The organism is Nocardia sp. FBN12 (assembly GCF_054031145.1).
Genome location: NZ_CM132926.1, coordinates 4,663,805 through 4,689,894 on the forward strand (window position 1 = coordinate 4,663,805; position 26,090 = coordinate 4,689,894).

Annotated in this window: 26 protein-coding genes; 19 read left to right on the top strand and 7 right to left on the bottom strand. The window is 68.0% G+C overall.

Translation table 11 applies throughout. The features are described 5' to 3' along the window. Nucleotides 1-40: 40 nt before the first annotated feature. On the top strand, nt 41-1,333 hold the full coding sequence (aroA, locus tag ACWZHB_RS22110) for a 3-phosphoshikimate 1-carboxyvinyltransferase (protein ID WP_427903746.1): 1,293 nt from the start codon (nt 41-43) through the stop codon (nt 1,331-1,333). Then, complete coding sequence (rsgA, locus tag ACWZHB_RS22115; RefSeq protein ID WP_427909255.1) at nt 1,309-2,334, top strand: ribosome small subunit-dependent GTPase A; 1,026 nt, start codon at nt 1,309-1,311, stop codon at nt 2,332-2,334. The genes aroA and rsgA overlap by 25 nt, the downstream gene beginning before the upstream one ends. 27 nt (nt 2,335-2,361) lie before the next feature. On the opposite strand, the gene ACWZHB_RS22120 is transcribed toward rsgA, so the two are convergent. Next, nucleotides 2,362-3,216: an Ig-like domain-containing protein gene (locus tag ACWZHB_RS22120; protein WP_427903747.1), complete on the bottom strand. Its 855-nt coding sequence runs from the start codon at nt 3,214-3,216 to the stop codon at nt 2,362-2,364. 178 nt (nt 3,217-3,394) lie between these two features. Here ACWZHB_RS22120 and ACWZHB_RS22125 point away from each other — a divergent pair, with 178 nt between their 5' ends. Then, nucleotides 3,395-3,712, top strand: a complete 318-nt coding sequence (locus ACWZHB_RS22125; RefSeq protein ID WP_427903748.1) for a hypothetical protein — start codon at nt 3,395-3,397, stop codon at nt 3,710-3,712. Here ACWZHB_RS22125 and ACWZHB_RS22130 read toward each other — a convergent pair. The 3 genes from ACWZHB_RS22130 to ACWZHB_RS22140 all read right to left on the bottom strand — a co-directional run bounded on the left by ACWZHB_RS22130 (nt 3,709) and on the right by ACWZHB_RS22140 (nt 8,564). Next, on the bottom strand, nt 3,709-4,800 hold the full coding sequence (locus ACWZHB_RS22130) for a hypothetical protein (protein WP_427903749.1): 1,092 nt from the start codon (nt 4,798-4,800) through the stop codon (nt 3,709-3,711). The two genes, ACWZHB_RS22125 and ACWZHB_RS22130, sit on opposite strands and share 4 nt — an antisense overlap. A gap of 169 nt (nt 4,801-4,969) precedes the next feature. Beyond that, a complete protein-coding gene (locus tag ACWZHB_RS22135) occupies nt 4,970-6,496 on the bottom strand; it encodes a serine/threonine-protein kinase (protein WP_427903750.1) in 1,527 nt (508 codons plus the stop codon). A 133-nt stretch (nt 6,497-6,629) separates the two neighbouring features. Beyond that, on the bottom strand, nt 6,630-8,564 hold the full coding sequence (locus ACWZHB_RS22140) for an N-6 DNA methylase (protein ID WP_427903751.1): 1,935 nt from the start codon (nt 8,562-8,564) through the stop codon (nt 6,630-6,632). 336 nt (nt 8,565-8,900) lie between these two features. On the opposite strand from ACWZHB_RS22140, the gene ACWZHB_RS22145 reads away from it, so the two are divergent. From ACWZHB_RS22145 to ACWZHB_RS22155, 3 genes are all read left to right on the top strand, one after another. Then, complete coding sequence (locus tag ACWZHB_RS22145) at nt 8,901-9,491, top strand: DUF4352 domain-containing protein (protein WP_427903752.1); 591 nt, start codon at nt 8,901-8,903, stop codon at nt 9,489-9,491. 106 nt (nt 9,492-9,597) lie between these two features. Then, on the top strand, nt 9,598-10,056 hold the full coding sequence (locus ACWZHB_RS22150) for a MarR family winged helix-turn-helix transcriptional regulator (RefSeq protein ID WP_427903753.1): 459 nt from the start codon (nt 9,598-9,600) through the stop codon (nt 10,054-10,056). 73 nt (nt 10,057-10,129) lie between these two features. After that, a complete protein-coding gene (locus tag ACWZHB_RS22155; protein WP_427903754.1) occupies nt 10,130-10,573 on the top strand; it encodes a hypothetical protein in 444 nt (147 codons plus the stop codon). 31 nt (nt 10,574-10,604) lie between these two features. On the opposite strand, the gene ACWZHB_RS22160 is transcribed toward ACWZHB_RS22155, so the two are convergent. After that, nucleotides 10,605-10,937, bottom strand: a complete 333-nt coding sequence (locus tag ACWZHB_RS22160; protein ID WP_427903755.1) for an ArsR/SmtB family transcription factor — start codon at nt 10,935-10,937, stop codon at nt 10,605-10,607. Nucleotides 10,938-11,032: 95 nt separating this feature from the next. On the opposite strand from ACWZHB_RS22160, the gene ACWZHB_RS22165 reads away from it, so the two are divergent. The 7 genes from ACWZHB_RS22165 to ACWZHB_RS22195 are packed head-to-tail and all read left to right on the top strand — an operon-like array spanning nt 11,033 to nt 17,686. Then, nucleotides 11,033-12,616 carry an ABC transporter substrate-binding protein gene (locus ACWZHB_RS22165; protein ID WP_427903756.1) on the top strand — a complete coding sequence of 528 codons (1,584 nt, stop codon included), beginning with the start codon at nt 11,033-11,035 and terminating at the stop codon, nt 12,614-12,616. Beyond that, nucleotides 12,577-13,608 carry an ABC transporter permease gene (locus ACWZHB_RS22170; protein ID WP_427909256.1) on the top strand — a complete coding sequence of 344 codons (1,032 nt, stop codon included), beginning with the start codon at nt 12,577-12,579 and terminating at the stop codon, nt 13,606-13,608. Before ACWZHB_RS22165 ends, ACWZHB_RS22170 begins: the two co-directional genes overlap by 40 nt. After that, complete coding sequence (locus tag ACWZHB_RS22175) at nt 13,601-14,455, top strand: ABC transporter permease (RefSeq protein ID WP_427903757.1); 855 nt, start codon at nt 13,601-13,603, stop codon at nt 14,453-14,455. The genes ACWZHB_RS22170 and ACWZHB_RS22175 overlap by 8 nt, the downstream gene beginning before the upstream one ends. Then, nucleotides 14,452-15,435 (top strand): ATP-binding cassette domain-containing protein, encoded by a 984-nt coding sequence (locus ACWZHB_RS22180; RefSeq protein WP_427903758.1) that lies wholly within the window; start codon nt 14,452-14,454, stop codon nt 15,433-15,435. The genes ACWZHB_RS22175 and ACWZHB_RS22180 overlap by 4 nt, the downstream gene beginning before the upstream one ends. Then, nucleotides 15,435-16,076 (top strand): ABC transporter ATP-binding protein, encoded by a 642-nt coding sequence (locus tag ACWZHB_RS22185; protein WP_427903759.1) that lies wholly within the window; start codon nt 15,435-15,437, stop codon nt 16,074-16,076. Before ACWZHB_RS22180 ends, ACWZHB_RS22185 begins: the two co-directional genes overlap by 1 nt. A gap of 52 nt (nt 16,077-16,128) precedes the next feature. Then, nucleotides 16,129-17,526, top strand: coding sequence for an FAD-binding protein (locus ACWZHB_RS22190; protein WP_427903760.1), 1,398 nt, complete (start codon nt 16,129-16,131; stop codon nt 17,524-17,526). 1 nt (nt 17,527) lies between these two features. After that, complete coding sequence (locus ACWZHB_RS22195) at nt 17,528-17,686, top strand: hypothetical protein (protein ID WP_427903761.1); 159 nt, start codon at nt 17,528-17,530, stop codon at nt 17,684-17,686. 13 nt (nt 17,687-17,699) lie between these two features. On the opposite strand, the gene ACWZHB_RS22200 is transcribed toward ACWZHB_RS22195, so the two are convergent. After that, nucleotides 17,700-18,854, bottom strand: coding sequence for a cytochrome P450 (locus tag ACWZHB_RS22200; protein ID WP_427903762.1), 1,155 nt, complete (start codon nt 18,852-18,854; stop codon nt 17,700-17,702). A gap of 167 nt (nt 18,855-19,021) precedes the next feature. Here ACWZHB_RS22200 and ACWZHB_RS22205 point away from each other — a divergent pair, with 167 nt between their 5' ends. The 6 genes from ACWZHB_RS22205 to ACWZHB_RS22230 all read left to right on the top strand — a co-directional run bounded on the left by ACWZHB_RS22205 (nt 19,022) and on the right by ACWZHB_RS22230 (nt 24,696). Next, a complete protein-coding gene (locus ACWZHB_RS22205) occupies nt 19,022-20,050 on the top strand; it encodes a 3-oxoacyl-ACP synthase III family protein (protein ID WP_427903763.1) in 1,029 nt (342 codons plus the stop codon). Between the two features lie 6 nt (nt 20,051-20,056). Beyond that, nucleotides 20,057-20,923, top strand: a complete 867-nt coding sequence (locus ACWZHB_RS22210; RefSeq protein WP_427903764.1) for a hypothetical protein — start codon at nt 20,057-20,059, stop codon at nt 20,921-20,923. A gap of 62 nt (nt 20,924-20,985) precedes the next feature. Further along, nucleotides 20,986-21,279 (top strand): hypothetical protein, encoded by a 294-nt coding sequence (locus ACWZHB_RS22215; RefSeq protein ID WP_427903765.1) that lies wholly within the window; start codon nt 20,986-20,988, stop codon nt 21,277-21,279. 112 nt (nt 21,280-21,391) lie between these two features. Next, the gene (locus ACWZHB_RS22220; protein ID WP_427903766.1) at nt 21,392-22,411 is read left to right on the top strand and encodes an NAD-dependent epimerase/dehydratase family protein; all 1,020 of its coding nucleotides are present in this window, start codon (nt 21,392-21,394) and stop codon (nt 22,409-22,411) included. Next, a complete protein-coding gene (locus tag ACWZHB_RS22225; protein WP_427903767.1) occupies nt 22,408-23,160 on the top strand; it encodes a glycosyltransferase family 2 protein in 753 nt (250 codons plus the stop codon). The genes ACWZHB_RS22220 and ACWZHB_RS22225 overlap by 4 nt, the downstream gene beginning before the upstream one ends. A gap of 21 nt (nt 23,161-23,181) precedes the next feature. After that, nucleotides 23,182-24,696, top strand: coding sequence for a class I adenylate-forming enzyme family protein (locus tag ACWZHB_RS22230; protein ID WP_427903768.1), 1,515 nt, complete (start codon nt 23,182-23,184; stop codon nt 24,694-24,696). A 59-nt stretch (nt 24,697-24,755) separates the two neighbouring features. On the opposite strand, the gene ACWZHB_RS22235 is transcribed toward ACWZHB_RS22230, so the two are convergent. After that, a complete protein-coding gene (locus ACWZHB_RS22235; protein WP_427903769.1) occupies nt 24,756-26,033 on the bottom strand; it encodes a phthiocerol/phthiodiolone dimycocerosyl transferase family protein in 1,278 nt (425 codons plus the stop codon). Nucleotides 26,034-26,090: the final 57 nt, after the last annotated feature.

Sequence of the window (26,090 nt, forward strand, 5' to 3'; positions counted from 1 at the left end):
CACCGGTGTGTTCGAACCGCACATAAGCGAAGATGGGGGCGTGAGTTTCTGGCCTGCGCCCCATATCGAGGTCCCCGTCCACGCGACCGTGACCCTGCCCGGATCGAAGTCCATCACCAACCGCGCGCTCATCCTGGCCGCACTGGCCGATGGGCCGTCTACGCTCACCGGTGCGCTGCGCAGCCGCGACACCGACCTGATGATCCACGCTCTGCGCGCCCTCGGCACCGAGATCACCGGCGACGCCGAGATCCTCGAGGTCACCCCCGCCCCCCTGCACAGCGCCGCCGTCGACTGCGGCCTCGCGGGCACCATCATGCGCTTCCTGCCGCCCGCCGCCGCGCTGGCCGCGGGCGATGTCGCGTTCTTCGGCGACGAGCAGGCGAAGCTGCGCCCGCTCACCACCATCCTCGACGCCCTGCGCAAGCTCGGCCTCGATGTCGACGGTGACGCGCTGCCGTTCGTCGTGCACGGCACCGGCGCCCTGCGCGGCGGCACCGTCACCATCGACGCCTCCGGTTCCTCGCAGTTCGTGTCCGGGCTGCTGCTCTCGGCCGCCCGCTTCGACGAGGGCATCACCGTCCACCACGACGGCAAGGCGCTGCCGTCGATGCCGCACATCGAGATGACGGTCGAGATGCTGCGCCGTGCCGACGTGGCCGTGCAGACCCCCGCCGATTCCGGCAACGCGCAGACCTGGACGGTGGCGCCCGGCCCGATCCGCGCGGTCGACTGGGACATCGAGCCCGACCTGTCCAACGCCACCCCGTTCCTGGCGGCGGCCGCGGTCACCGGTGGCGAGGTGAGCATCCCGATGTGGCCGCGCGGCACCACCCAGCCCGGTGACGTGATCCGCGAGATCCTCGTCCGGATGGGCGCCGAAGCCCGCATCACCGACGGCATCCTCACCGTGACCGGCCCGGATCGCTTGGCGGGCATCGACATCGACCTGCACGCCGTCGGCGAACTCACCCCCACCGTCGCCGCACTCGCCGCCCTCGCGGATTCGCCCTCGCGGCTGCGCGGCATCGCCCACCTGCGCGGTCACGAAACCGACCGTCTCGCAGCACTTTGCGCCGAGATCAACCGTCTCGGCGGCGATGTCACCGAAACCGAGGACGGTCTGGAGATCGTGCCCGCCCCGTTGCACGGCGGTCAGTGGCATTCCTACGCCGATCACCGAATGGCCACCGCCGGTGCGATTCTCGGCCTGCGCGTGCCCGGCATCGAGATCGAGGACATCGGCACCACCGCCAAGACCCTGCCGACCTTCGTCGCGCTGTGGGAACAGATGCTGGCGCCCGCGTTATCCGGCGAGGGAGTGGCGCGCTGAGCCGCCAGGGGCGATCATCGGCCAGCTACGACGAATCCGATGTCCGGGTGCGCCCGGGCAAGGCGTCGTCGCGGCCACGCACCAAAACCCGTCCGCAGCACGCCGATGCCGAGGCCGCCATGGTGGTTGCCGTCGACCGCGGCCGCTGGGGGTGTGTGCTCGACGGTGACGCCGACCGGCGCATCGTCGCCATGCGCGCCCGCGAGCTGGGTCGCACGCCGATCGTCGTGGGCGATCAGGTCGACGTGGTCGGCGACCTCACCGGCAAACCCGACAGCCTGGCCAGGATCGTGCGGGTGAGCGCGCGCAGCACCGTGTTGCGCCGCACCGCCGACGACACCGACCCGTTCGAACGCATCGTCGTGGCCAATGCCCAGCAGCTGTTCATCGTTGTCGCACTCGCTGATCCACCGCCGCGCACGGGTTTCGTCGAGCGGGCGATGGTAGCCGCGTATGCCGGTGGGCTGGAACCGATTCTGGTGCTCACCAAGCGCGATCTCGTCTCTGAATCCGAATTCGCCTCCGCTTTCGAAGGTCTCGATCTCAAGATCCTCTACGCCGGCATCGACGACCCGATGGAGCCGGTGCTCGAGATCCTCGACGACCGGCTCACCGCGCTGATCGGGCACTCCGGCGTCGGCAAGTCGACAATGGTGAATCGTCTTGTGCCCGATGCCTATCGGGCCGTCGGCGAGGTGTCCGGTGTCGGCAAGGGCAAGCACACCTCCACCCAGTCGGTGGCCTTGCCGCTGCCCGAGGGCGGCTGGGTGATCGACACTCCCGGTGTGCGTTCGTTCGGCCTGGCCCATATCACCCCCGACGATGTGATCGCCTCGTTCACCGACCTCGCCGGTGCCATCGAGGACTGTCCGCGCGGCTGCACCCACCTCGGTCCGCCCGCCGATCCGGAATGTGCGCTCGATCAGCTGCCCGGCACGGAACGGCGGGTCGCCGCGATTCGGACGCTGCTGACCGCCCTCATCTCCAATGATGCTTGGTAGCAACCGATTCCGTGCCGGACAGGCTCGCTAGAAGCTGAACGACCCGGTATCGAGGCCGCCGCCGCCATCGCCACCGTCGGTCGGCACCTCGGCCACGCTCACCGTTTTGGTGGTCGACGAACTCGCCACCCCGCTGCGCCCGGAGAAGGCCGCGCCGATGTTGTAGGAACCAGCGGCGCCCGGCGTCCAGACGATGCTCGCCTTACCGTTCGCGCCGACGGGGATGTCACCGAGGACGTTGTCGCCCGCCTTGAACTGCACCGTGCCGCCCGCCGCGGCCGGGCTCACGCTCGCCTCCAGCGTGATGGCCTTGCCGACCTGCGCACCCGATACGTCGGTGAGGGTGGTGCTCGACACGGCGTCGCTCGATACCGTGATGGCAGGCCCCTTGGCCTGATAGATGCCGTCGCCGAGCGACCCGCCGTAGTGCATCGATGTGGGCAGCGGGGTATCGCGGGCGCAGTTCACGCCGACCTTGTACTGGATCTCGAAGGTCTGCGATTTCGGCGAGATGTTCGGGTACACCGGGTATTTGGTGACGCCGAACTCGGCCCGGATCCAGTCCGAGGACGACGTGTCGATCTGCACGACGTCACCCGACATCTTCGCCGAGCCCGGGACCGGGGACAGGCACGCCGGGTGCAGGTCCTTGATCGAGTAGAGGTATTCCACCGGGATCCCGGTGCGCTCGAACTTCGTCGTCACGGTGATCGTGTCGCCGACGACCGGGTTGGCATTCGACACCGTCCGGGTGAAGCGGCTGTTGCCGTCGTCCCAGGTGATCGTTCCCGGGGCGGCCGCGGCCGATCCGGGAAAGGCCGCCATCGCCAGCCCTGCCGCGGCGGCAAACGCGGCCACCCGCTGCACTCTTCTGTCCACCATCATCTGTCTCCAAGTACGCCGAACGCCCTCGCGCTGATTCGCCCGAGTGGCGAGCAGTAGATCACGCCCTCGGTGCCGCCGGATCCAAATCAGAAATAGATCTCATTCAGATTTCGAATTCGACTCGCGTTCGCTCGCGTTCACAACCTCGACACGGTCCGCCGGTACCGTCATGCCCATGAAGCCACCGGCGATCGGGTACCTGCGCCGCGACATCTCAGGTGTCGCTCAGTCCTGGGACGAAACGCAGATCCGTTCCCTAGCCGAGCGTCTGGGTTACCGCTTCACCAAGACCGTCGTCTTCAGCGACCGCACCGCCGATCCGATCGGCCGCCTGCTCGACGTGGTCACCACCACCGAGGCCGCCGCGATCGTCACCCCGAGCCTCACCCACCTCGGCACCGACCTGCCCCATCGCATCGTCGCCGCCTGCGACATCATCACCGTCTCCCCCGAGGTCACCCACGAGCGCACCCTGCCCGCGCTGCCCGCTTAGGTCAGTGCGCGGTAGCGGCCGCCGGAGTCGCGGGCGAGGCGTCCACGCCGCACCGCCGCGGTCAGGCAGGCTTCGATGCGGTCCTCCGCGGCACCGGTGCGTTCGTGGCCGAATTGCGTGAGCGTCGCCCAGACGATCTCGTCGAAAGTGGCGCGATTACGGTGCGCCGCCTGGGTGATCGCGTTGACGATTTCCTCGGCGGAGATCGTGTCGATGGCGCGCGACACGGTCGGTGGGGTGAACCGGAAGCCGCGCCAGGTTGCCGGGTCCAGGTCCGACGGCCAGACGAAAACGCCCAATGAGGTTGCGCGCATCAGCGATTCCGGCACCTCGCCGAGGACACAGATCTGCTGCTTCTCCGACGGTTTGCGCACACCGAATCGCTGGGCCACCCGCGCTACCAGCTGATTTCGCTCGATCGGGCCCTCGATGGCGATCGTTTCGCGGACGGCGTCGCGGACGCGGAGCGGGATGGTGGCGGAGCTGTCGCGGTCGAGGTCGGCGGGGGAACCGAGGACGCTGGTGGGTGCGCTCGCGTAGGGGATGCCGGTGGGGAGCCAGTGGTGGGCGGTGCGGGTGCGAGTCTGCCAGTCGGGGGTTTGGGCGACGGTGGGCGCAATCGGGGCCGACGGTGGGGTGTACGCCGCCGGGTACGGGGGTGCCGGTGGCGGATTCGGCACCTGTGGATACGGGTTCGCGGGGGTTTCCGGGCGGGGCTGCGCGGGGGCCGGTGGGCCGTATCCGTGGTGGGACATACCATGACCCGCCGCACCCGGCTGCCCGTAACCCTGCTGGGGCGCACCGGGATCGGTCGGCTTTCCGTACCTGTGCTGATGCACCCCACGATCGGGATCCCAGCGCGGGCTGTCGTGGGTGAACGTTCGGCGTTTGTGCCGGTCGCTCACCACGAGCTGCCAGATCGACACGCTCGCGAGTGCGGTGCCCGCGACCAGGAATCCGACCGCGAGGACGATCTCGGGCGTACTCGCGTTACCGATGCCGCTGAAGTAGCCGGTCGCCCCGAGCAGCACGCCGAAGACGCCGGCTATCAGCCCGACGACCCATCCGACCCTGCCGAACCACCGCACCTGGCACTCCACTTCCGTGCGAACTGCCCGATCGCGGCCGCACCCGACACCCGACGCGCTCCCCCGTCGGCGAATGCGAGGAGCATACTCGGCTGGTCGGACAGGGTCTGCGTGTCACCGGTAGTGCCCGCCAGATCCAGGGTCGGTGCGGTAGGTGCACCCGAACCGGTCAGCGGCGGAGTTCGGCGACCAGCTGCTCGACTCGCCGACGGACTGGATCTTCCGCAGGCCGGAGCACTTCGAGGTCGGTGCGCAGCTGGGCGAGGAACCGTTCCGCTCGGGACCGATCACCCACTGCGGGCAGGATTTCCGCGATGGCCAGCCGAACGTGCACGGCATCGTCGCTGAATTCGTCTTCGACGGAACGTATTTCACCGAACAGCCGGTACAGCTCGTCCACTGCCGCGGGCGCGCTGAGGTCGCCGAGGGTGGCGCGACACTCGATCGCGGCGACCCGCGCCCGCCAGATCCGGCTGCCGGACGTGGCACCTGCCCGCAGTTCGATCGCCTCGACGCGTTCCCATTCCGCCAGGGCTCGGCGGTGTTCGCCGCTGTGGGCGAAGGCGGTGGCGATGTCGCGGTGCAGTTCGCCGAGTTGGCGGCTGTGGGCGCCGTAGCGGTGCTCGGCCTCGTCGACGACGGTGACCAATGCCTCGGCGGCCTGGGCGAATCGGCCGAGTTCGCACAGTTCGCGGTAGCGGGCGGCGACGTCGGCGAGGCCGCCCGTCGCGGCGGCGGGCTTGCCGGGCGCGGGGCGTGGCGCCGCGGGTGCCATGTCGGCGGGCGGGTTGGGGCGGCGGAAGATTCTGGTCGGATCCGGATATCCAGCCGGAGTGGAACATTCGGTCGTTCCCGGTCCAGGGAAGAACGGCAGTAGGCGGTCGTAGACAGCCCGCGCGGTGGCGGGCCGGTCGGCCGGATCCTTCGCGAGCAGCTCCAAGACCAGCTGTTCGATCTGCCCGGGGATCTCGCGGCGCAACACACGCAAGGGTGTCGGCGCATCGGCGAGATGCCGATTGTAGGTATCGAACTCCGACCGAGCCTCGAATACGCGCCGCCCACTGAACATCTCGTGCATGATGCAGCCGAGCGCGTACAGATCGGCCCGCGGCCCCACGTCCTGCCCGTTCACCAATTCCGGCGACATATACGCGGCCGTCCCGAGCACCGACCCGGTCCTGGTGATCCGGCTGGTACTCCCATCGAGCAACGCCGCGATCCCGAAGTCGATCACCTTCACGGTCCCGTCCCCCGCCACCAGCACATTCGCCGGCTTCAAATCCCGATGCACCACCGGCAACACGTGCGCATGCGACAGAACCGTCGCGATCTGCGCCGCAACAGCAACCCCCCACTCGATCGGCAACTCCCCCACCCCCGACAAACAATCCCGCAGCGTCACCCCCTCGATATGCTCCATCACCAAATACACACTCTCAGCACCCTGGTCGAGCACCGCATCGAAAACCTGCGGCACCCCCTGATGCCGAATCCGCGCGGTCACCCTGGCCTCCCGCCGAAACCGCGCCACGAACTCCTCAGCCAAATCCCCCCGAGAAGCAAACTGCCCCACCGCAATCCGCTTGACCGCCACCGCCCGATCCAGCACTACGTCATACCCCAGCAGAACCTCCCCCATCCCCCCAGCCCCCAACGCCCCGGTGATCTCATACCGCCCGTCGATAACCTCCCGCACCCGGAAACCTCCAGCCCACCGCCCGACAAGACCCCCGCACAATACTGCGCCCCGGCGGGGGGTCGTCGAGGCAGCCGATGCATCAGCACCTGTCTCGCAGGTGGCCGTCGCCAGAGGTCGCGTGCGACGTCGATCAGCCTTCGGGGTGGGGTTCCAGAGCTCCCGCGGTGAGGCCGGTGGCTATGAGGTCGGCGGCTCGGTGGGCGGCGGTGGCGGTGGTGTGGGCGGTCACTCGGAGGTGGTGGAGGCGGCGGAAGGCTTCGCCGTAGGCCTTTTGATCGGGGAGCGGGAGCATGGGGATGCGCAGGCGGGCGGGGTCGAGGCGGATGGTGGTGGTGCCGTACATGGCGGCGGCGTTGTCGGGGCTGCCGATGAAGCCGGCGAAGAACCAGGGGTCGATGCGGGTGGGGTCGGTGCGGAAGACGAGGACACCGGGGGCGGGGACGGCGCCGATATCGGTGCCTTCGGCGACGCGGGAGCCCTGGGCGGCGCCGTGGTCGTCGCGTAGGCGCGAGACCAGGATGTCGCCTTCCTCGATCGGGTCGCCGACGGCGACGCCGGGAGCGGTGAGGCCGGACGGGGCGCGGCTGTCGAGGAGGTCGTGGCCGGTGAGGACGGGACGCTGGGGGGCGTCGCCGGCAGCGGTGTCGGCGCTGCTCGTGACGATGCGCACGGCCTTGCCCGCGATCAGGTTGCCGACGGCGACGTAGCGCCACACGGTGCCCGGTGCCGAATCCCATTCGCGCACAGCGTCGGCGACGGAGTGCAGCTCGGTGAGGTTCTCGCCGAGCTGGCCGATGGCGGCGCGCGCCGAAGCCGAGGCGCTGTCGGGGTCGACGGCGGCGCGTACCTGGCGGGCGGGCGTGAGGTCGACGTCGTCGTCGAGGACGTCCATCACCCGGACCACGGCGGTGACGTCGGGCACGGTGGCGTCCGCACCCCTGTCGAAGGCATGCCACGCGTTGACGACGGTTTCGGCGAGCACGTGCCAATCCGGTTGATCTCCACCATGATCGGGCAAGCGGGTGGTGTCGGCGAACAGCAGCGTGTCGTTCGGATTCCCTTTGCCCGGGCGACGGAGGATCCACAGTTGCAGCCCCACCTGACGCGGTGTCGACGCGCCGGGTGGCAGGGCGATCACGGCACGTAACGCGCCCGCCCGCAACAGTTCCATGCGTATCCGGCGACCCGACGACCTGGCCGCGACGGCAGGCGGGAGCAGCAGTACAGCGGTGCCACCGGGGTGCAGATGGGCGATGGCGTGCTGCACCCAGGCGAGTTCGGATTCGCTGCGCGGGGGTACCGAATACACCCAGCGCGGATCGAGCGCCAGTTCGTCGGCGCTCCAATCTCGTTGTGAATAGGGCGGATTCGACAGCACCGCGTCGAACTCGACATCGGTGAACGCATCCGCGAGCAAGGCATCGCCCACGCGGATATCCGCGGCGGCCCCGGGTGCCAGCGTGCTGAGCAGCGCGGCCGTACGACTCACCTGGACCGGCAGAATGTCCTGACCGTCGAGCTGCTCGGCGCCGATCCGGGACGCCTCGAGCAACAGGGTGCCCCCACCGCAGGCCGGATCGAGCACCGAGCGCGGGGCGGGCGACGCGGACGCGGCGAGCACGTCGGCCATCAACGCGGCCACGGGTTGATCGGTCGGGTAGACGCCGGTGCTGGGACCGTCGAGTCCACGCTCGGCCAGCACCGCGAGGGTCTGCTGCACGCCGACCTCCCCGATCGCCGCACGGACTGCCTTGTGCGCCGCGCCCTTCGCCTTGCTCGCCGGGTCCGCCACGAACGCCATCAAACCCGCGACATCCTCGGGCGCGACCTCCGAGCGCAGCACAGTACGCAGCCGCTGCACCGGCGAGTCCGCCGCGGTCACACCGTGTCCGCGCAACCACTGTTGCACCTCGGCGAGGTCGAACAGTGGCCGCGATTCGGAGCCCCCCGGCACCGGCGCGGGGAAATCGGCATGTCGGCGGCGCCAGTTGCTCACGGTGGCGCGGGTGACACCGGCCAGCCGGGAGATCTCGGCGGCGGCGACGGTGGGGGTCGAGTCTGACATAGGTCTCCTCTGGTCAAGGTCAAACCTTACACACCTTCATTGACATAACCCGACGTCAGTACACATGTTTTCAACGTCCACAGTGAAAACATTGTTTCCTTGTTGCTATTGGCGTTACGGACGTGTAGCGTCCTTCTCAACGGAGCGGCAACAACTCGAACGCCAGTCTCCGACGCAGGAATACGGTTGCGAGACAACAACTCTCGCAGCACCATTCGTCGATCCACAGTCCCGCACCGGACGGCCCATTCGGGCCGCGATCAGTCATGCCATCAGCAGCCCAGCACAACCGGAGCCATGGCGACCGAGGGCGTTTCCCAGAGAAGGAAGATCATCATGACCAACCCCCAGTACCCCGCCGGTCCCGGCGTCCCGCAGCAGCCTTACTACCCGCAGCCACCGCGCAAGAAGAAGGTGTGGCCGTGGGTGCTCGGTGGGTTCGTCCTTGCCGTGCTCGTCCTGTTCGGCGGATGCGTGGCTGTGATCGGCACGGCAGCCAACGAGGTCGCCAAGGTCGAGGAGAGCAAGTCGGTCGCGGCGCCGGCGGGCACCGAGGTGCGCGACGGCAAGTTCGGATTCACGGTGACGAAGGTGGACCCGCCGGTCACGACCGTCGGCGACAATCAGTTCCTGCAGAAGACCGCGCAGGGTGAATTCGTCCTGGTCTATGTCGACGTCGCGAATACCTCGAATGTCGCCCAGAGCTACTTCGGCTCGAACCAGAAGCTGATCGACGATCAGGGCCGCGAGTTCGCCAACGACACCACCGCCGAGATCAACGTCAACGACCAGCTCTCCGCCGAAATCAACCCCGGCAACAAGACCTCGATGGTCCTCGTCTTCGACGTCCCGGTAGGTACCGTCCCCACCGCGATCGAATTCCACGACTCCGCCTTCTCCGACGGAACCCGCGTCGCCCTGAAGTGATCCCGCACCGGATTCGGGCTCAGCGAACCCGCTGGGCCCGAATCCGTTTCGCGCCGTCTACCGCCCGGAACACGACGATCGCGGTCTCGTACGGGAAAATGGGTTGGTGACCACCGAGAACGAGCGCCCTGGACCACCGGCTATGAGCCCGAGCATTTTGGTGATCACGATGTCGCGGCGGGTGGAGGCGGCACTGGGGATGGAGTTGGCGGCGCTGGATCTGACGGTGGCCCGGTTGGGGTTGCTCGGGCATATCAATGGCGTGCCGGGGGCCTCGTTCAGCGAGTTGGCGCGGATGTCGGGGACGAGTGTGCAGAGTGTGCATGCTGCAGTGAAGGGCCTGGTGGGTGCCGGACTGGTGCAGGATCGGACCGCGCGGGCGGGTTCGGCGTCGGCGATCGAGTTGACGGCGGCGGGGTCGGAGTTGCTCGCGGAGGCACGGAAAGCGGTGGCGCGGGTCGATATTCAGGTGTTCGGGGCGGAATCGGATCCGATTCTGCGGCGGGTCGGCGCGGCGATCGTCGACGCGTTCGCCGGGGAAATCCCGCCCCGCCCCCAGGCGTGACGAATCCGACCTTCAATTTGACTGAAGCTCGAGCTAGGCTTCAAGCACATTGAAGGTCGGAGGGAGTCGGTAGTTGGAACACGTCCTGTTGTCCGTGCATGTGCTCGCGGGCATCGTCTTCGTCGGCGGCTCAGCAGTCGCCGCCAGTCTTTTTCCTCGATACGCGCCGGTCACGGGACCGGACCCGGACGCGATCCGCAGTGTGCCGGTGGCGGTCGCCATGCACCGGATCACCAGGAGCTACGCGAAACTGGCGATCATCGTGCCGGTGATCGGCATCGTGCTGGCCACGATCCAGGGCCGGATGAACGAAATCTGGATCACCACCGCGATGATCACCACCGCGGTGGCGGGCGGACTACTCGCCGTGCAGATCGTTCCGATGCAGCGCGATGCCCTCGACAAGCCCGACGACGGCAAGCGCCTGCGCATGCTGGCCATGCTCGCGGGTATCTACAACCTGCTGTGGACGGCCGTGGTCGTTCTCATGATCGTCCGTCCCGGGTCGGCCAACTGAACTCCAGCACACCGCGGAGTGGATTTCGACGTCAGTGCTTGGCGCCGATGGTGTGCAGGATTTCGTGGATGATCGGGTCGGTGAGCCGGTTGGTGACCGAACGACCTTCACGGCTCGAGGTGACGCAACCCTCGTGCCGCAGCACGCGCAAGGCCTGGGAGATCGCGTTCTCGTTGCGGCCGATCGCCGCGGCCAGTTCACCGACGCTGATGCCGGGCGAGCGGTGCAGGCACAGCAGGATTTCCAGGCGGCCGGGGTCGGACAGTAGGTCGAAGCGTTGCGCCCAGTCCCGGATCTCGACATCGCCGATCGCGCGACGGCCGAGTTCGACCGGCGACCCGTGCAGTGTGCGTGGCTCTCCCATAGCGGTGCCCAGCTTAATCGCCGAGTGGACACGGTGGCACTGCCCGCGACTATCATCTGTCCATCTGTTCAGATAAACACAAGTTGGGATGATGGATGCGCGTTCGGCCGCTGATCGCTGTGGGGGTCGCGTGCGCGATCGCGTTGACATCGTGCGGTGCGCCCGAGCGCGGGTCCACCGATGCGCTGGTGCTCGCCGATGCGGCTGAGCTGGGCGGATACAACCCGGTCGCCGGGTACGGAGCCGCCGGTGAGGCGAAGATCTACGACGGGTTGCTGCGGCTGACCGGCGGCACCGGCGTGCCCGGCTTCGCCCCCGCGTTGGCCACCGCGCTGCCGACGCCGGACGCCGATGCGACCGTGTGGACGGCGCCGCTGCGCCCCGGAGTGCGGTTCAGCGACGGGTCGGCGTTCGATGCCGAGGATGTCGTGGCGACCTATCGGGCGATTCTGGATCCGGCGTCCGCCTCGGAGGTGCGGTCGTCGTTTTCGATGATCGAGCGGGTCGAGGCTGTCGATCCGCTGTCGGTGCGGTTCACCCTGCGTCATCCGTATGCCGCGTTCCCGGCCAAGCTGCTGATCGGGATCGTTCCGTCGGAAGCCGTCGCAACGCCAGGGCCCGCGACCGAATCGCCGCTCAATACCGCCCCGATCGGCACCGGCCCCTATCGGCTCACCTCGTTGGAGCCGACGCGGGCGGTGTTCGAGGCGAACGAGACCTATTGGGGTGGTGCGCCTTCGGTCAAGCGGCTGACGGTTCTCTACGTGCCCGACGACAACACCCGTGCGCAGCGGATGGCCAGCGGTGAACTCGACGGGACATCGCTGCCGCCCCTGCTGGCCGCGACGTTCGGGAATCGAATGACTGTGCGGGCCAACACCTCCGCGGACTGGCGTGGGGTGTCAATGCCCGAGGACGATCCCGTTGCCGGGGACTCCGCTGTCCGGTTGGCACTGAACTACGCGGTGGACCGTCAGGGAATGATCGACAACATTCTCGGTGGTTACGGCCGCCCGGCCTACACACCCATTGCCGATGTCTACGGCGAATCCCACAACCCGGCAGTCTCTTTCGCATTCGATCGCGCCCGAGCCGAGCAGATCCTGGACAGTGCGGAATGGCGGACAGGCGCCGACGGTGTGCGCGCGAAAGATGGTGTGCGCGCGCGATTCACCGTGATGTACAACTCCACCGACACGTTGCGCCGCGATCTGGCCATGGCTTTCGCCTCCGATGCGCGGCGCGTGGGTATCGAGGTGGATCTCGAAGCGCTGTCCTGGGACCGGATCGAGCCGCGGATCGCGCAGGCCGCGATTCTGCTCGGCGGCGGAAGCGAGCCCTACGATCCCGACACCCAGGCCTACAACACCCTGCACTCGCCGCTCCTCGATCCGAGCGCGGGCAGCCCGTACGACAATGCGAGCCGGCACGCGGATCCCGCGATCGACGCACAACTCGACACCGCGCGGCGCAGTACGGATCCCGTCGTGCGGGCCGCCGCGTACCGCGAGGTTCAGAGCCGGTACGCCCAGGACCCGAGCCACGTGTTCCTGGTGCATCTCGATCACACGTATGTGGTGAAGGATTCGTCCTGGCAGATGTCGGGACCGATCCTCGAGCCGCACGCGCACGGCGTCACCTGGGGACCGTGGTGGTCACTACAGACGTGGACGCGCTGATGGGGCGCAGCCGCTTTCGCGGGCGCGGCCTCCGGGCGATGGTCGGGTGGCGCCTGGTGACATTGATTCCGGTACTCGCCGCCGTATCGGCCGCCCTGTTCGCCGCCGCCGCGCTGTCACCGTTCGATCCGCTGGTCGGATATCTCGGTGCTCGCTACGAGACGACGAGTGCGACGGATCGGGTGCTGCTCACTGGTCAACTCGGACTGGACGCGTCGTGGTACCAGCTGTACGGGCGGTGGATCGGCGACCTGTTCAGTGGCGATCTCGGCGTTTCGCGCGGGTTCGCGCAACCGGTGAGCACCTTGCTCGCCCAACGGCTTCCGTGGACAGCGCTGTTGGTCGTGGTCGCGATGAGCGTGGCTGTCGCGGTCGCGCTCGGTGCGGGTGTCTGGGCGGGTATGCACCGTGGTGGGCTGGTCGACCGGCTGGTCACCGCGGCGTGCGTGATGATGCAAGGGCTGCCGCCGTTCGTGGTGTCGCTGGCCGCGATCGCGGTGTTCGCGGTGGGTCTCGGCTGGTTGCCGCCCGCGGGGCTCACCGATGCCGGGGCCGAGGTCGGGTTCGGTCAGGTGGTGCGACACCTCGTTTTGCCCGCCGCCGCGTTGGCCGTCTCGCAGGTGCCGTGGTTGTTGCTGGCGGTACGGGAGTCGGTGTCGGGCAATCGCGGTGAGGATTTCGTGGTCGGGGCGGCCACGCGCGGCATCGATACCGCGACGATCACCCGCAGGCACATCCTGCCGTCGTCGCTGGCCCCGTTCGTGACGATCCTCGGCGCGCGGCTGCCGGAGGTCGTGGTGGGGGCGGTGCTGGTGGAGGAGATCTTCTCCTGGCCGGGGATCGCGGGGGCGTTCGTCCAGTCGGCGAAGGATCTCGATATGGCGCTGCTGGCCGTGCTCACGGTCGGCACGACGTGCGCGGTGATGCTCGGGTCGCTGCTCGCCGACGTCGCGGTGGTGCTGCTCGATCCTCGGGTGCGCGCCGATGGGTGAGCGGTGGCGCGACCTCGAGCGCGGACCTGGTGCGCGACGGCTGTTTCTCGCGCTGTCGGTCCTGGTCGCGGTGGTGCTGTATGCCGTGATCGTGCCGTGGGCCGGTGGGGTCGACGATCGGCTGACCGATTTCGCGAGCGCGCGGCAGGCGCCGTCGGAGCAGTGGTGGTTCGGGACCGACTCGGCGGGGCGGTCGCTGTTCGTGCGGATCGCGGCGGCGTTGCGGACCTCGCTGATCGTGGCGGCGTGCGCGGCGGCGGTGTCGACGGTGATCGGGGTGCTGGTCGGCGCGGTGTCGGCGCTGGCCGGTGGCTGGGTGGATCGGGTGGTGATGCGGTTCGCCGATACCGCGAACGCGCTGCCGCATCTGCTGCTCGGGATTGTGATCGTGGCGCTGTTCCGTGGCAACGCGGTGGCGGTGGTGTTGTCGATCGGGCTCACCCACTGGGTGCAGGTGGCGCGGATCGTGCGGGCGGAGAGTTTGAGTCTGCGAGAGCGCGAGTATGTGTCCGCGGCGGTGCTCGCAGGCGCGAGTCGCACGCACCTGCTGCTCAGGCATCTGCTGCCCGCCGTCGCCCCGCAGGCTTTGATCGCGGTGGTTCTGCTTCTGCCGCATGCTATTTGGCATGAGTCGACGCTGTCGTTCCTCGGGTTCGGTTTGCCTCCGCACGAACCAAGCCTCGGCACCCTGCTGGAGGAAGCGCGCACGTCGCTGTTACTTGGCGGGTGGTGGACATTGATGTTTCCCGCGGGGTTCCTGGTGCTGACGACAGTGGCGGTGGCTGTCGCGGGGTCGTCACTGCGCGGACTGCTCGCCCCGCCGAAACCTTCGAGGATGCCGCGATGAGCCAGTTGTCCATCGACGCGCTGACCGTGCGCATTCCGGTGAGTCGCACAGCTGTGGTGCACGCGGTGACCGACCTGTCCCTCGACATCGCGGCCGGCTCGATCACCGCGCTCGTCGGCGAATCCGGTTGCGGGAAGTCGATTGTCGCGAGTGCGGTGATGGGGGTGCTGCCCCACGAGGCCAGCACGACCGGGACCGTTCGCCTGATCGGTCGGGGCACGCGCGCGGCGGACACCGCACTGCCCCGGCCCGGCCCCGGCGCGGGCACCGGCCGTTCCCACGATGCCGCCGAAATCACCGGCTCGGGCCGGAGCGACGGGCCGATCGATATTCTCACCGGCGACGATCCCTATCGCGGCCGTCATATCGCCCTCGTACCCCAGTCGCCGAGCACCTATTTCACCCCGGTACGCACCGTCGGCTCGCAGCTCGCGGAGGCGATCGCCGCACTCGGCACCACGCATACCCCCGCTGACCTCGTCGAACGGGCAGGTCTGTCCCCCACCGCGCTCGACCTGTACCCCCACGAACTCTCCGGCGGCATGGCCCAGCGGGCAGCCGTAGCGGCCGCATTGGCAGGCGACCCCGACGTGATCATCGCCGACGAACCCACCTCCGGGCTCGATCGCTCCCACACCGACCAGATCGGAAAGCTGTTGCGCGAGTGCGCTGATGGTGGTGCCGCGGTCCTGCTGATCACCCACGATCTCGGGCATCTGATCCGCGCCGACATCGCCGACACTGTCGCGGTGATGTACGCCTCACGCCTGATGGAGGTCGGTCCCGGCGCGCAAGTACTCGACGATCCATGGCACGACTACACCCGCGACCTGCTCGCCGCCCTGCCCGAACGTGGCCTGCACCCACTCCCCCATCCCCCGCGAGCGCTGACGAATCTGACCGAGATCTGCCCCTACGCGGGTGGCCCGACGCAGCTGATTCCACAGCGGGAGCGCATGATTCGCGAGTTGAGGTCCTGATGCTGATCGCCGACGCCATCACCGCGGGCTACGACGCGGAACCCGTCCTTCGCGGGGTCGACCTGCGGATCGCCCCGGGCGAGATCGTCGGAATCACCGGCGACTCGGGATCGGGGAAAACCACGCTCGCTCGAACGATGGCGGGACTTCTGACGCCTACCTCGGGCACGGTCACCGTCGACGGGCACCCACCCCGACAAGCCCGCGGCGCCATCGCCATGGTCTTCCAATCCCCCCGTGCCGCAACGAATCCGCACTTCACCCTCGCCCAGATCATCACCGAACCCGCGCGCATCCGCCGCACCCCGCCGCCCGATCTCGCAGCCCTGATCAGCACCGTCGGCCTCACCCCCGACCTCCTCGACCGCCGCCCACACGCCCTCAGCGACGGCCAGCTCCAACGCGCCTGCCTGGCCCGCGCCCTGGCCCAGCACCCCCGCTACCTCATCCTCGACGAAGCCACCGCCATGCTCGACGCGGCCACCACCGCCACCATTGTCCGCCTGGTCATGAACCACGCCAGCGACGACCTCGGCGTCCTGCTGATCAGCCACGACGAAGCCCTCCTCGCGGCCGCCTGCACCCGGATCGCCACGATGCGCGAGGGCACACTCGCCGCACGGCCGGTATCTCCGCAATAACCGCACGATTACCTCAGGCTGCGCTCAGGAATCCGTTTTAGCGTGAGCCCCTGTGACATTCACGCAGGGTAATCCAGTCGTCGCCTGCCGCAGCCTCAGTGGTTGGGCGCGCACCGCACCGACCGTCGCCGAAGTGCTGCGCACGCCGGACATCGCGGTGATCGCCGAGCGGGTGCGGACCGCGGGGCCGCGCGGAGTGATCGCGCGCGGGCTCGGACGTAGCTACGGGGACCCGGCGCAGAACGCGGGTGGACTGGTCGTCGACATGACCGCGCTTGACCGCATCCACAGCATCGATCCGGACAGCGGGATCGTCGAGGTCGACGCGGGCGTCAGTCTGGACACTCTCATGAAGGCCGCGCTGCCGTTCGGGCTGTGGGTGCCGGTCTTGCCGGGGACCAGGCAGGTGACGGTCGGTGGCGCGATCGGTGCGGACATCCATGGGAAGAACCATCATTCGCAGGGCAGCTTCGGCAATCACGTCGTGTCGATGGACCTGCTGACCGCCGATGGGTCGGTGCGAACGCTGGCGCCGGAAGGGGCGCAGGCGCAGCTGTTCTGGGCGACGGTCGGTGGCATGGGGCTCACCGGGATCGTCGTCAGGACACGAATTCGGCTGAAGCACACCGAGACCGCGTATTTCCTCGTCGACAACGACCGGACGCGCGACCTCGACGAGACGATGGAATTGCTGACCGGTGGGTCCGATGACGGATACGACTACTCGATGTCGGTGCCGGACACCATTTCCACCGGGGCGAAGCTCGGGCGGGCCGGGTTCAGCCGAGGGTCCCTCGCAACGGTCGATCAGTTGCCGGTGAAATTGCGCAGCAAACCCTTGAACTTCGATGCGCCACAATTGTTCACAGTGCCCGATATCTTTCCGAACGGGATGGTCAACGCGGTGACCACCCGCATTGCCGCCGAGGCCGCACATCGCCTTTTTCCCCGGCGGGCGCGCGGCCGCATCCAGAATCTGACGCAGTTCTATCACCCGCTGGATCTGCTCGGCGAATGGAATCGGGCCTACGGCAAGCGTGGGTTCCTGCAGTATCAGTTCTCCATGCCGTACGGGGCCGAGCAGCAGCTGGCCGACACGGTGCGCGCCATCGCCGAGTCCGGGCACCACTCGTTCCTCAACGTCTTCAAACGAATGGGCCCGAGCAACCCGGCGCCACTGTCATGGCCGCATCCCGGATACATGCTGAGCTTGGACTTCGCACTGACCAGCGGGCTCGACCGGTTCTGCGTAGACCTTGACGAACGGGTACGTGCGGCCGGTGGCCGACTGTACTTCGCGAAGGAATCACGGACCACGCCGGAGATGATCGCGACAATGTATCCGCGGCTCGGTGAATGGCGGCAGATCCGGGATCGGGTCGACCCGGAGCGGGTCTTCGCGTCCGATCTTTCCCGGCGGTTACAGCTGGTCACAGGAGCGCGACAATGATGTGCTTCAGATCACCTCCGCACTCGTCATCGCCGCGGCCACTCAGTTCGGCATCATCACCGCGATCGGCGGCCTCGCGGGCTGCGCCATCGCTGACGTCGGCGGGCTGGTCCTCGGCATCGGCTTCCACAACCGGATCAACGCGCCGGAAAACCAGTAGTAGGCGTGGGAGTTCAGGGTGCGAGACGGATGCGCAGCTTCTCGTAGGTCGGGATGAAAACCTTTCGGCGGTACCGGCGTTCGACGATCTCCCACGGGCGACCGGCAGCGGTCAGTGCTTCGAGTAGCGCGGTGAGTTCGGAGTGGACGAGTTGTGCCCCGAGGCACAGGTGCCTGCCGCCACCGAACCAGAGCTGGCGGGTTTCGGGGTTGTAGTCGCGGTCCACCCGGAACTCACCCGCGGCATTGTTGATGGTCCAGGTCAGAATCTTGACGTGCTCGCCCGCGCGCAGATCGCGGTCGGCCACCCGGACGTCCGCGGTCACCGAGCGGCCGACGAGATAGGCCGGGCTGGTGACCCGCAGAGTTTCGCGGACCGCGTCGGGGAGGCGGTCGGGGGCCGCGAGCAGGGCGCGATGCTGCGCGGTGTCGTGCATGATCGCGACCATTCTGGTCATCGCGCTGGCGAGAGTGTCGGTGCCCGCGACCGCCATGAGGATCGCCAGACCGCCGGCGTGCTCGACGTCGAGGCCGAGTTCACGGCAGCGGCCAAGGGTGGTGTCGGGGTCGGCGCGGGCGTAGGCGTCGGGGACGTTGACAGCGAGCTGGGTGGCCAGCTCACGAGCGCGAGCCAGCGCAACGGGATCGAGGGTGGTCGAGGCCATGGTGCCGAAACCCAGGTTGACCAGCTCTTCGACGTGATGGAACAGCCGCAGGAACAGGGCGTCCTGGTCGTCGGTGTAGTCACCACCGATCGCCGCGGCGATGTCTTCGGGACGCATCCCGACCAGGTCGGAGACGCTGCGGCCGACGAGGATCTGCGCGCGGGCGGCGATGTCGACAGTCTCCCCCGCGGCGAGCCGTTCGCGCAGGTCACGCAGATCGGGACCGATCACCCGCTCGACCAGGGCGTCGGTGTGCGCGAGGGTGAACAGGTCGCGCACCTTGGTCCGCAGGTCGGTGTGGCCGGGGCCTTCGAACAGGTCCTCGACCCAGTCGCCGATCACCTGCGCCCACCAGTGCCCGGCGGCACCTTCGGAGACGATGCTGAAATGCGTGCTGTCGTTGTAGATCTGGCGGGCCACCAGCGGATCAGCGACGAACCAACCGAGTTCGGGAACCTTGCGAATCGGCCGCGCGAACCGTCCGAGCAGCAATAATCCAGGCAACCAGGGTTGACCTGCGGCGAGTAGGGTGAGTTCATGGCGTCGGGCAGAGCTCCACACCCCGGCACAATCTAATCGAGCGAGCCCGATTAGTGAAGATCTGTGGCTAGGATCGGCGAGATGCGCTGGTGGTGATCTGTGCATCACGCGATATCTGGAAGTGAACAAGCATGGTGAGATCGACAATCGAAGCCGTCGGCGCGTATCTGCCGGCCAGGGAAGTGACCACGGCGGAATTGCTGGCGCAGCTGGCTGTCGACGCGCCGCTGGATCTGGAGAAGGTCAGCGGGGTCAGGGCGCGACGGGTGCGCGACGAATCCGAGGATTCCTTCACCATCGCCCTCGCCGCCGCCCGCGGCGCACTGGACAACTCGCGCTACGACGCCGCCGATCTGGACGTGATCATCTCCTGCTCGATCACCCGGACCCGCGGCGAGGACTTCTGCCTGGAACCGTCCTTCGCCCTGATGCTGCGAACCGAGCTCGGGGCAACGCGGGCGATCCACTTCGACGTGTCCAATGCGTGCGCCGGGATGATGACCGGAGTTCTGGTGCTGGACAGGATGATTCGGTCCGGCGCGGTGCGTCGCGGCATGGTGGTGTCGGGGGAATGCATCACGCCGATCGCCGATACCGCCGTGCGGGAGATCTCGCAGAAGTACGACCCGCAGTTCGCCTCGCTCACCGTCGGCGACGCGGGCGCGGCCGTGGTGCTCGACGGCACCGACGGGCCGGGGCTCGACTACGTGGAGCTCAATACCAGCGCCGCCTTCGCCGAGCTGTGTCTCGGGATGCCGAGCGATCAGGGGCCCGGGGTCGCGCTCTACACCGACAATCGCGCGATGCACAACGAGTCCCGGTATCTGCTGTGGACCGCACGGCAACAGGAGTTCCTCGCCGCGCGCGGATCGAGCTTCACCGCGGAGGGTTACGACTATCTGATCCATCATCAATTCAGCGGCCCAGCAGTGGAATTGATCAACAAGATCGCTGAGCGCGAATTCGACGCGGCGATGCCGCCGGGGCTCGCGGTACTGGACCGGTACGGCAACACCGCGTCGACCTCGCATTTCGTGGTGTTGCACGACGCTTTACGGCAGGGACTGATCGCGCCGGGGTCGAAGGTACTGCTGGTACCGGCCGCTTCCGGGGTGGTCGCGGGATTCTTGTCGGTGACAATCGGCGATCTGCGGGTATAGGACAGTATGGGAATCATCATTTCTTCGGCAGTGACGCGCAGCGGCGGAGTCAGCTCAATAGGTCAGGCGGCAGATGCCGCGCGCGACGCGCTAGCGGGTGCCGGGTGTCCGCCCGAACAGGTCGACGCGCTGATCAATGTGGGGGTCTATCGCGATGCGAACCTCGTGGAACCGGCGGTCGCGGCGCTGATCCAGCAGGCGGCGGGGATCGGGTTGGACTATCGGCGCGGTGATGTGCCGTGTTTGTCGTTCGATCTGATGAACGGCGCCTGCGGAGTGGTGAACGCGGTGGGCGTAGCCGCTTCGCTGCTGGCCGATCTGCCTTCCGGGCATGTGGTGGTGGTGTCGGGGGACGCGCACCCGTCGGGGCAGGCCGGCGCGGAGTTCGCGTTCGAACCGGTGGGGGCGGCGTTCGTACTCGAGAACTACGCGGAGGCCGCGGGATTCGGCGGAGTCCACGTGAGTGCCGGTGACGCGCCGCCCGAACCGCAGGGTTATGTGAAGTTGTCCGCGATGGGCGCCGAGGGGCGCTCTTCATTGACGGTCGAATTACTCGCCGGGACAGCGGAACTCGTCGAACATGCCGCCATCGCGGCGCGCGATGCGTTGACGGCGGACGGGCTCGACGCCGCGCAGGTGGTACTGCTGTGCGGCAAGCCGACGCCGGACTTCGCGGACGAACTGGCCGCCCAGCTCGGCGTGGGCGCGGTGGTGACCGACGACTTCACCGGCGACGCACACACTTCCGCGTTGACCGCCGCGTTCGTGGCGGCACGCGATGCGGGACTGGCTGATCGGCCGTTGCTGTTCGTTGCCGCTGATGGTGGACCCACCGCGGCGGCGGTGACCTATCGAGGGGTTGGTGTGCGGTGACGCGGGCTCTACACGTTGTTCCGGATCCGGTGAGCGCGCCGCGGCACGGTCGCCATCGTGCGGTGTCCGATGCCCCGGTGGGGGTGCCGAGTCGGCGCACGGTGCTGGCCTTGCGCTCGATTCCGGTGGTCGGATGGGTGTTCCTGCTCGTCGGGGTGGTGCGGCCGTTCCAGGCTCGGTGGCTGCGGGTGGCCTTCTGGATCGATGTGGTGCTGAGCATCGGGGTGCACGCCGCCCAGATTCCGGCGGCCCGGGCGGTGGCCGCTGAGCGGGGGATCTCGGGTCGGCGGGCGGCCGTGATGACCATGTTGTTCGGCGCTACCTGGTGGAAGACGCTGGGCGAGGCCGAACAGTGACCGATGCGCCGGGCTCGGGTGCTGTGACCACCGGCTTCGCGCCGCGGGCCATCGGCGGGAGGACCTCGCCCGGCTACGGCCCACGAGATCGCCGACGCGATAGCGCGCCGCGATGACTGTGCTGGTGACCGGCGCAACGGGATTCGTCGGCGCGGCGATCGTGCGTGGACTGGTGGACCGTGGCGTGCCGGTTCGGGCGATGGTTCGGGATCCGGCATCCGCGCCCGCGGGTGCCGAGGTGGCGGTGGCCGACCTCGCGGACGCGGGTGCGCTGGCGGCCGCGGTGGCCGGGGTGCGCGCCGTTGTGCACGCGGCGGCGCTGCTCGGCGAATTCGGAAGGCCTGCTGAGTTTTTCGCGGTGAATGTGGCCGGGACCGACCGGCTGGTGCAGGAAGCGTCGGCGGCCGGGGTGCGACGGTTCGTGTTCATCGGCAGTCCGAGTGCGTTGATGGCGCCTGATGGTGGGGATCAGGTGGGGATCGATGAGACCGTGCCCTACCCCGCCCGGTTTCTGAACAGCTATTGCGAAACCAAGGCCGTGGCTGAGCAATTGGTGCTGCGCGCTGATGCGCCGGGGTTCACGACTTGTTCGCTGCGACCGCGGGCAGTGTGGGGACCCGGGGATCGGCACGGGCCGATCGTGCAGATTCTGGCGAAGCTGCGAGCGGGACGGTTGCCGGATCTGTCCGGTGGGCGCGATGTTCAGGCTTCACTGTGCTACATCGACCATCTCGTCGATGCTGTAGTTCTCGCTCTCGACGCCGAGAAAGTCGGTGGGCGTGCGTATTTCGTCGCCGATGCGGCACCTGTTTCGGTGTGGGCGACATTGGACGCGGTGGCAGACCGGTTCTCCTTGGCTCGACCGAGCGTCACCGTGCCCGCGCCAGTGCTCGGTGGGGCGTTGGCGGCGATCGAAACGCTGTGGCGGATCCCGGCGGTCGCGCAGCGGTGGGCTCCGCCGCTGTCGCGGTACGCGGTCGCGCTCGTCACCCGGTCGGCGACCTACGACATCTCGCGCGCTACCCGCGAACTCGGCTTTCGTCCTACGGTGCCGTTCGAGACGGGCTTGGACAACTTCCACCGCTGGGTCGACCAGGTCGGCGGGCTCGACCGGCTGCTGGAGGATGCGTGAGTGAGCTGTGGGTGGTGATTCCCGCCTTCGACGAGGAACTCGGCATCGGCAAAACCCTGGCTGCCATCGCGGCGCAACAGGACACAGATTTCACGGTGGTCGTGGTCGACAACAATTCCGCCGACCGCACCGTCGAGGTGGTCCGGGCCTTCGCCGCGGCGCATCCGGTGCCGCGCATCGTCGTGATCGGCGAACAGCAGAAGGGCACCGGCGCTGCCGCCGATACCGGTATGCGGCACGCGATTGCACAAGGTGCGACCTACCTGGCCCGCACCGACGCCGATTGCCTGCCTGCCCCCGACTGGACCCGGCGGGTCAAAGCCGGGTTCGGCTCCGGGCTGCGACTGGTCAGCGGTCAACTGATTCCACGCACCGACGAAGGTGTTTCGTGGATCGACCGCACGATCATCCGGGTGGCCCTGGAAGTGGCGTCGACCTTCGGCAAGGTGCGTTCGGGAAATCGGGATCCGAAGTATCTCGGGCCATATGTGATGACGCCGGGGTGCAACATGGCGATCACCGCTGAATTATATGACGCCGCAGGCGGATTCCCACGAACCGCGATCGAGGATCTGCACGAGGACCGCGCGCTGGTCAATGCGGTGCGCACGATCACCACCGACTATGGTTTGCGCCGGGACGTGCGGGTGTACGGCTCGAATCGCCGGGTGCGGGCCTGGGGCATTCGCAAGACTCTCGCCTGGTATGCCGATCATCGGTATCGGCCCGACGTGGTCGATATTCGGTGAACGAAGTGGAGGGGAGCACCGGTGACCGACTTTCTCGAAAGGCTTGCCACGCAGGCTGAACGGATTCCGGACGCCTCGGCGCTCGGAACGGTCGGCAAGCGTGCGCTCACCTATCGGGAACTTGTGGAGACGGTCGGCGGGGTCGCGCACAATCTCGGCGAGGCGGGGTTCGCGCCGGGTGATCGGATGCTGTTCTCGATTCGGCCGAGTGTGTCGTCGGTGCTGTTGATCTTCGGTGTGATCGCGGCGGGCGGGACGATCGTGTTCGTCGACCCCGGCGTGGGCCCGGAGCTTTTCGCCAAACGCGTCGACGTGGTCGAACCGTCTTGGGCCGCAACGGAATCCCTGCTGTACACCGTGAGTGGACCGCTGGCCGGGTTCGGTCGAAGGAAGGGGCTGGAGCTGCCCCGGTTCGGCGCGCTCGATGTTCGGCATATCCACAGTGGGGTGTGGTTGCCCGGCACACCGCTCGGGTCGATTCCGTTGCGGCGGTTCACCGGTGACGCGCGCGAGAGGGCGCTGCCCGCCGCGGATCCGGATGCGGCGGCGTTGATCGTCTTCACCTCAGGAACCACCGATGAGCCGAAAGCCGTGGTGCACACCCGTGCTTCGCTGAGCGCAGGCCTCGCCGCGATGGGCGGAAGGACGAGCCTCGCACCTGGCGCCTTCCTGCACACCGAGCAGCTCATGATGGGGCTGCCCGCGCTGATGGCGGGGGCCCGGTGGGCGATGCCGCGGTATCCGCGCTTCGGCACACACATCGATCCGGTGCGGTTCACGCGGAATCTGCGCAGCGCTACGCACGCCTTCTACACCCCGGCCGATCTGGCTGTCGCCCTCGCCGCGATCGAGGCCGACGCCCTTGCGGCGCCGCCGAATCTGCGCCAGGTAGCGCTGGGCGGGGCGCCGGTCACCTCAGCCCTGCTGCGTCGAGCACAGAAGTCGTTGCCCGACACCGAGTTTCTCGCCGTCTACGGGATGACCGAGATCCTGCCGGTGGCGGTCGCGACCGGCGCCGCGAAGCTCGCACACGACGGGGATCTCCTCGGCACACCTGTGCGTGGTGTGCGGGCAAGGATTGCCGACGATGGCGAACTCGTGCTGTCGGGCCCGAATCTGTGCCGCGGATATCTCGGCGCGGAGCCCATGACCGAGATCGCGACCGGCGACCTCGCCCGCTGGGACGGCAAGGAACTCGTCCTCACCGGACGCAAGAAGGACATGATGATCAGGGGAAAGACCAACATCTACCCCGGGCTGTACGAGCCGGTGATCACCGCGATCGACGGGGTGCGCGAAGCGATCATGGTCGGCCTGCCGGACGAGATCGGCGACGAGCGGATCGTGCTCGCCATTGTCGCCGAACCTGAGTCCGCGGACATCGTGGCACTACTTCGCGAACGACTGCCGCAGATCATCGACACCACCGCCGTCCCCGATGACATCGTGGTGGTGGATCGAATTCCGGTCAGCGGGCGGACGAACAAACCGGACCGGGCGGCGCTACGGGAGCTTGTGGTCACGCTGCTCGCGTGAGCACGCGGCCGAGCGCCCCAGTGCTGAACTCAGCGGCGCGATGACGGTTGCCGGTCGGCTCAGCGGGTGACCGAGCGGATGGTGCTGTCGGCGAGGGATTCGATGGTCGCTCGCGGGAGCATGGTGTCGACGTAGCAGAAGGTGATCGACATCGTGGTGCTGAGAGTGGCTACCGCGACGGTCAGCGCACTGGCGCAGGAATTCGTTCCGGCGACCGTCAGCGCGGTGATGTCCAGCGGCTCAGGGGTTTCGGGTGGCGACAGTCTGCCCAGGTTGCTGAGGGTGACGTTCCAGGGGGCGCGGCGGTCGATGAGTTCGATGGTGCGCCTGCCGGATTCGAGCGAGCGGGGGCAGCCGTGGCGGATGGCGGCCAGGGCGGTGAGATCGTTGTTCTTCGACAAGTGTTGGGTCAGTTGAGTTTTCGCCGCACGGGCCGCATCCCAGCGGGAGCCGGCCGGTCCGTAGGGGACGAAGGTGGGGACTACGGCGGTGAACATGCCGGGCTCGTCGGCGGCCGGGGGTGGGTTCAGGCGGGCGCGGACGTCGACCGGGATGCCGATGCCGGCGACCCCGGATGTCCGGGGAGCGAGTTCTCCGAGGGCCTCGGCCAAGGCGGCGGCCAGCGCTGCGTTGATCGTGACGTCGTGCTGGTGGCAGCGAATACGCAACTCGGTGAGGGCTTCACCCTCGATGGTGCGGATCACGGTGCGGGTGCGGCGGATCGGTAGCGGTGGCGGAGTGCCGGGCAGACCGGCCGGGCGGCGGGCCATCGCGGTGAGTTGGCCGCCGATGTTGGTGCGCAGGCAATGCAGGAGGCCGGTGTTCGCGGGTGGGATGAGGTCGTCGGGGGGCGGACTCGGCGGGCGCGATGTGGCGGGGACGGGAGATCCGAAGGTGTAGGCGAGGATTCGCCAGGCCAGCGACACCATCGAACGCCCGTCGAGCAGGACGTGGGACAACACGAGGATCAGGTCGTGGTGTTCGGCGGAAGTGCCTGGGCGCCAGGCTAAATCGATGAGCCGTCCGGGCGCTGTCGCCAGATCGATGGAGTCGGCCAGTTGTTCGTCGAAGATCGAGCGCCACTCGTCGGGGTCTTCGACTAGGCGGTGCAAGACCGGCAGGTGCGGGTCGGCGGACGGAGCGAAACAGGGGCCGTCGACAACCGTTGTTCGCAGCAGCGGGAATTCCGCGAGCACTGCGTCCGCGGCTTCCTCGAGGCGGTAGGCGCCGATCGAACCCCGCACCCGCAATCGGACGACGCAATTCGCCGGCGACAGCTGATCGACAAGCCAGAACCAGCGCTCCGCTGCCGACAGCGGCCGCGTCACCTCGCCCATCGCGGCCTCCCCTGTCTCGGCAACTGCGTCACCGCGAGCGTATCGAACCGATGCCCG

Excerpts from the sequence above, each read along its gene's own strand:
- ACWZHB_RS22180 (WP_427903758.1), top strand. The coding sequence starts at position 14,452 with ATGAGCCAGTTGTCCATCGACGCGCTGACCGTGCGCATTCCGGTGAGT.
- ACWZHB_RS22165 (WP_427903756.1), top strand. The coding sequence starts at position 11,033 with ATGCGCGTTCGGCCGCTGATCGCTGTGGGGGTCGCGTGCGCGATCGCG.
- ACWZHB_RS22220 (WP_427903766.1), top strand. The coding sequence starts at position 21,392 with ATGACTGTGCTGGTGACCGGCGCAACGGGATTCGTCGGCGCGGCGATC.
- ACWZHB_RS22185 (WP_427903759.1), top strand. The coding sequence starts at position 15,435 with ATGCTGATCGCCGACGCCATCACCGCGGGCTACGACGCGGAACCCGTC.
- ACWZHB_RS22235 (WP_427903769.1), bottom strand. The coding sequence starts at position 26,033 with ATGGGCGAGGTGACGCGGCCGCTGTCGGCAGCGGAGCGCTGGTTCTGG.
- ACWZHB_RS22120 (WP_427903747.1), bottom strand. The coding sequence starts at position 3,216 with ATGGTGGACAGAAGAGTGCAGCGGGTGGCCGCGTTTGCCGCCGCGGCA.
- ACWZHB_RS22175 (WP_427903757.1), top strand. The coding sequence starts at position 13,601 with ATGGGTGAGCGGTGGCGCGACCTCGAGCGCGGACCTGGTGCGCGACGG.
- ACWZHB_RS22160 (WP_427903755.1), bottom strand. The coding sequence starts at position 10,937 with ATGGGAGAGCCACGCACACTGCACGGGTCGCCGGTCGAACTCGGCCGT.
- ACWZHB_RS22210 (WP_427903764.1), top strand. The coding sequence starts at position 20,057 with ATGGGAATCATCATTTCTTCGGCAGTGACGCGCAGCGGCGGAGTCAGC.
- ACWZHB_RS22140 (WP_427903751.1), bottom strand. The coding sequence starts at position 8,564 with ATGTCAGACTCGACCCCCACCGTCGCCGCCGCCGAGATCTCCCGGCTG.
- ACWZHB_RS22205 (WP_427903763.1), top strand. The coding sequence starts at position 19,022 with ATGGTGAGATCGACAATCGAAGCCGTCGGCGCGTATCTGCCGGCCAGG.
- ACWZHB_RS22145 (WP_427903752.1), top strand. The coding sequence starts at position 8,901 with ATGACCAACCCCCAGTACCCCGCCGGTCCCGGCGTCCCGCAGCAGCCT.
- ACWZHB_RS22125 (WP_427903748.1), top strand. The coding sequence starts at position 3,395 with ATGAAGCCACCGGCGATCGGGTACCTGCGCCGCGACATCTCAGGTGTC.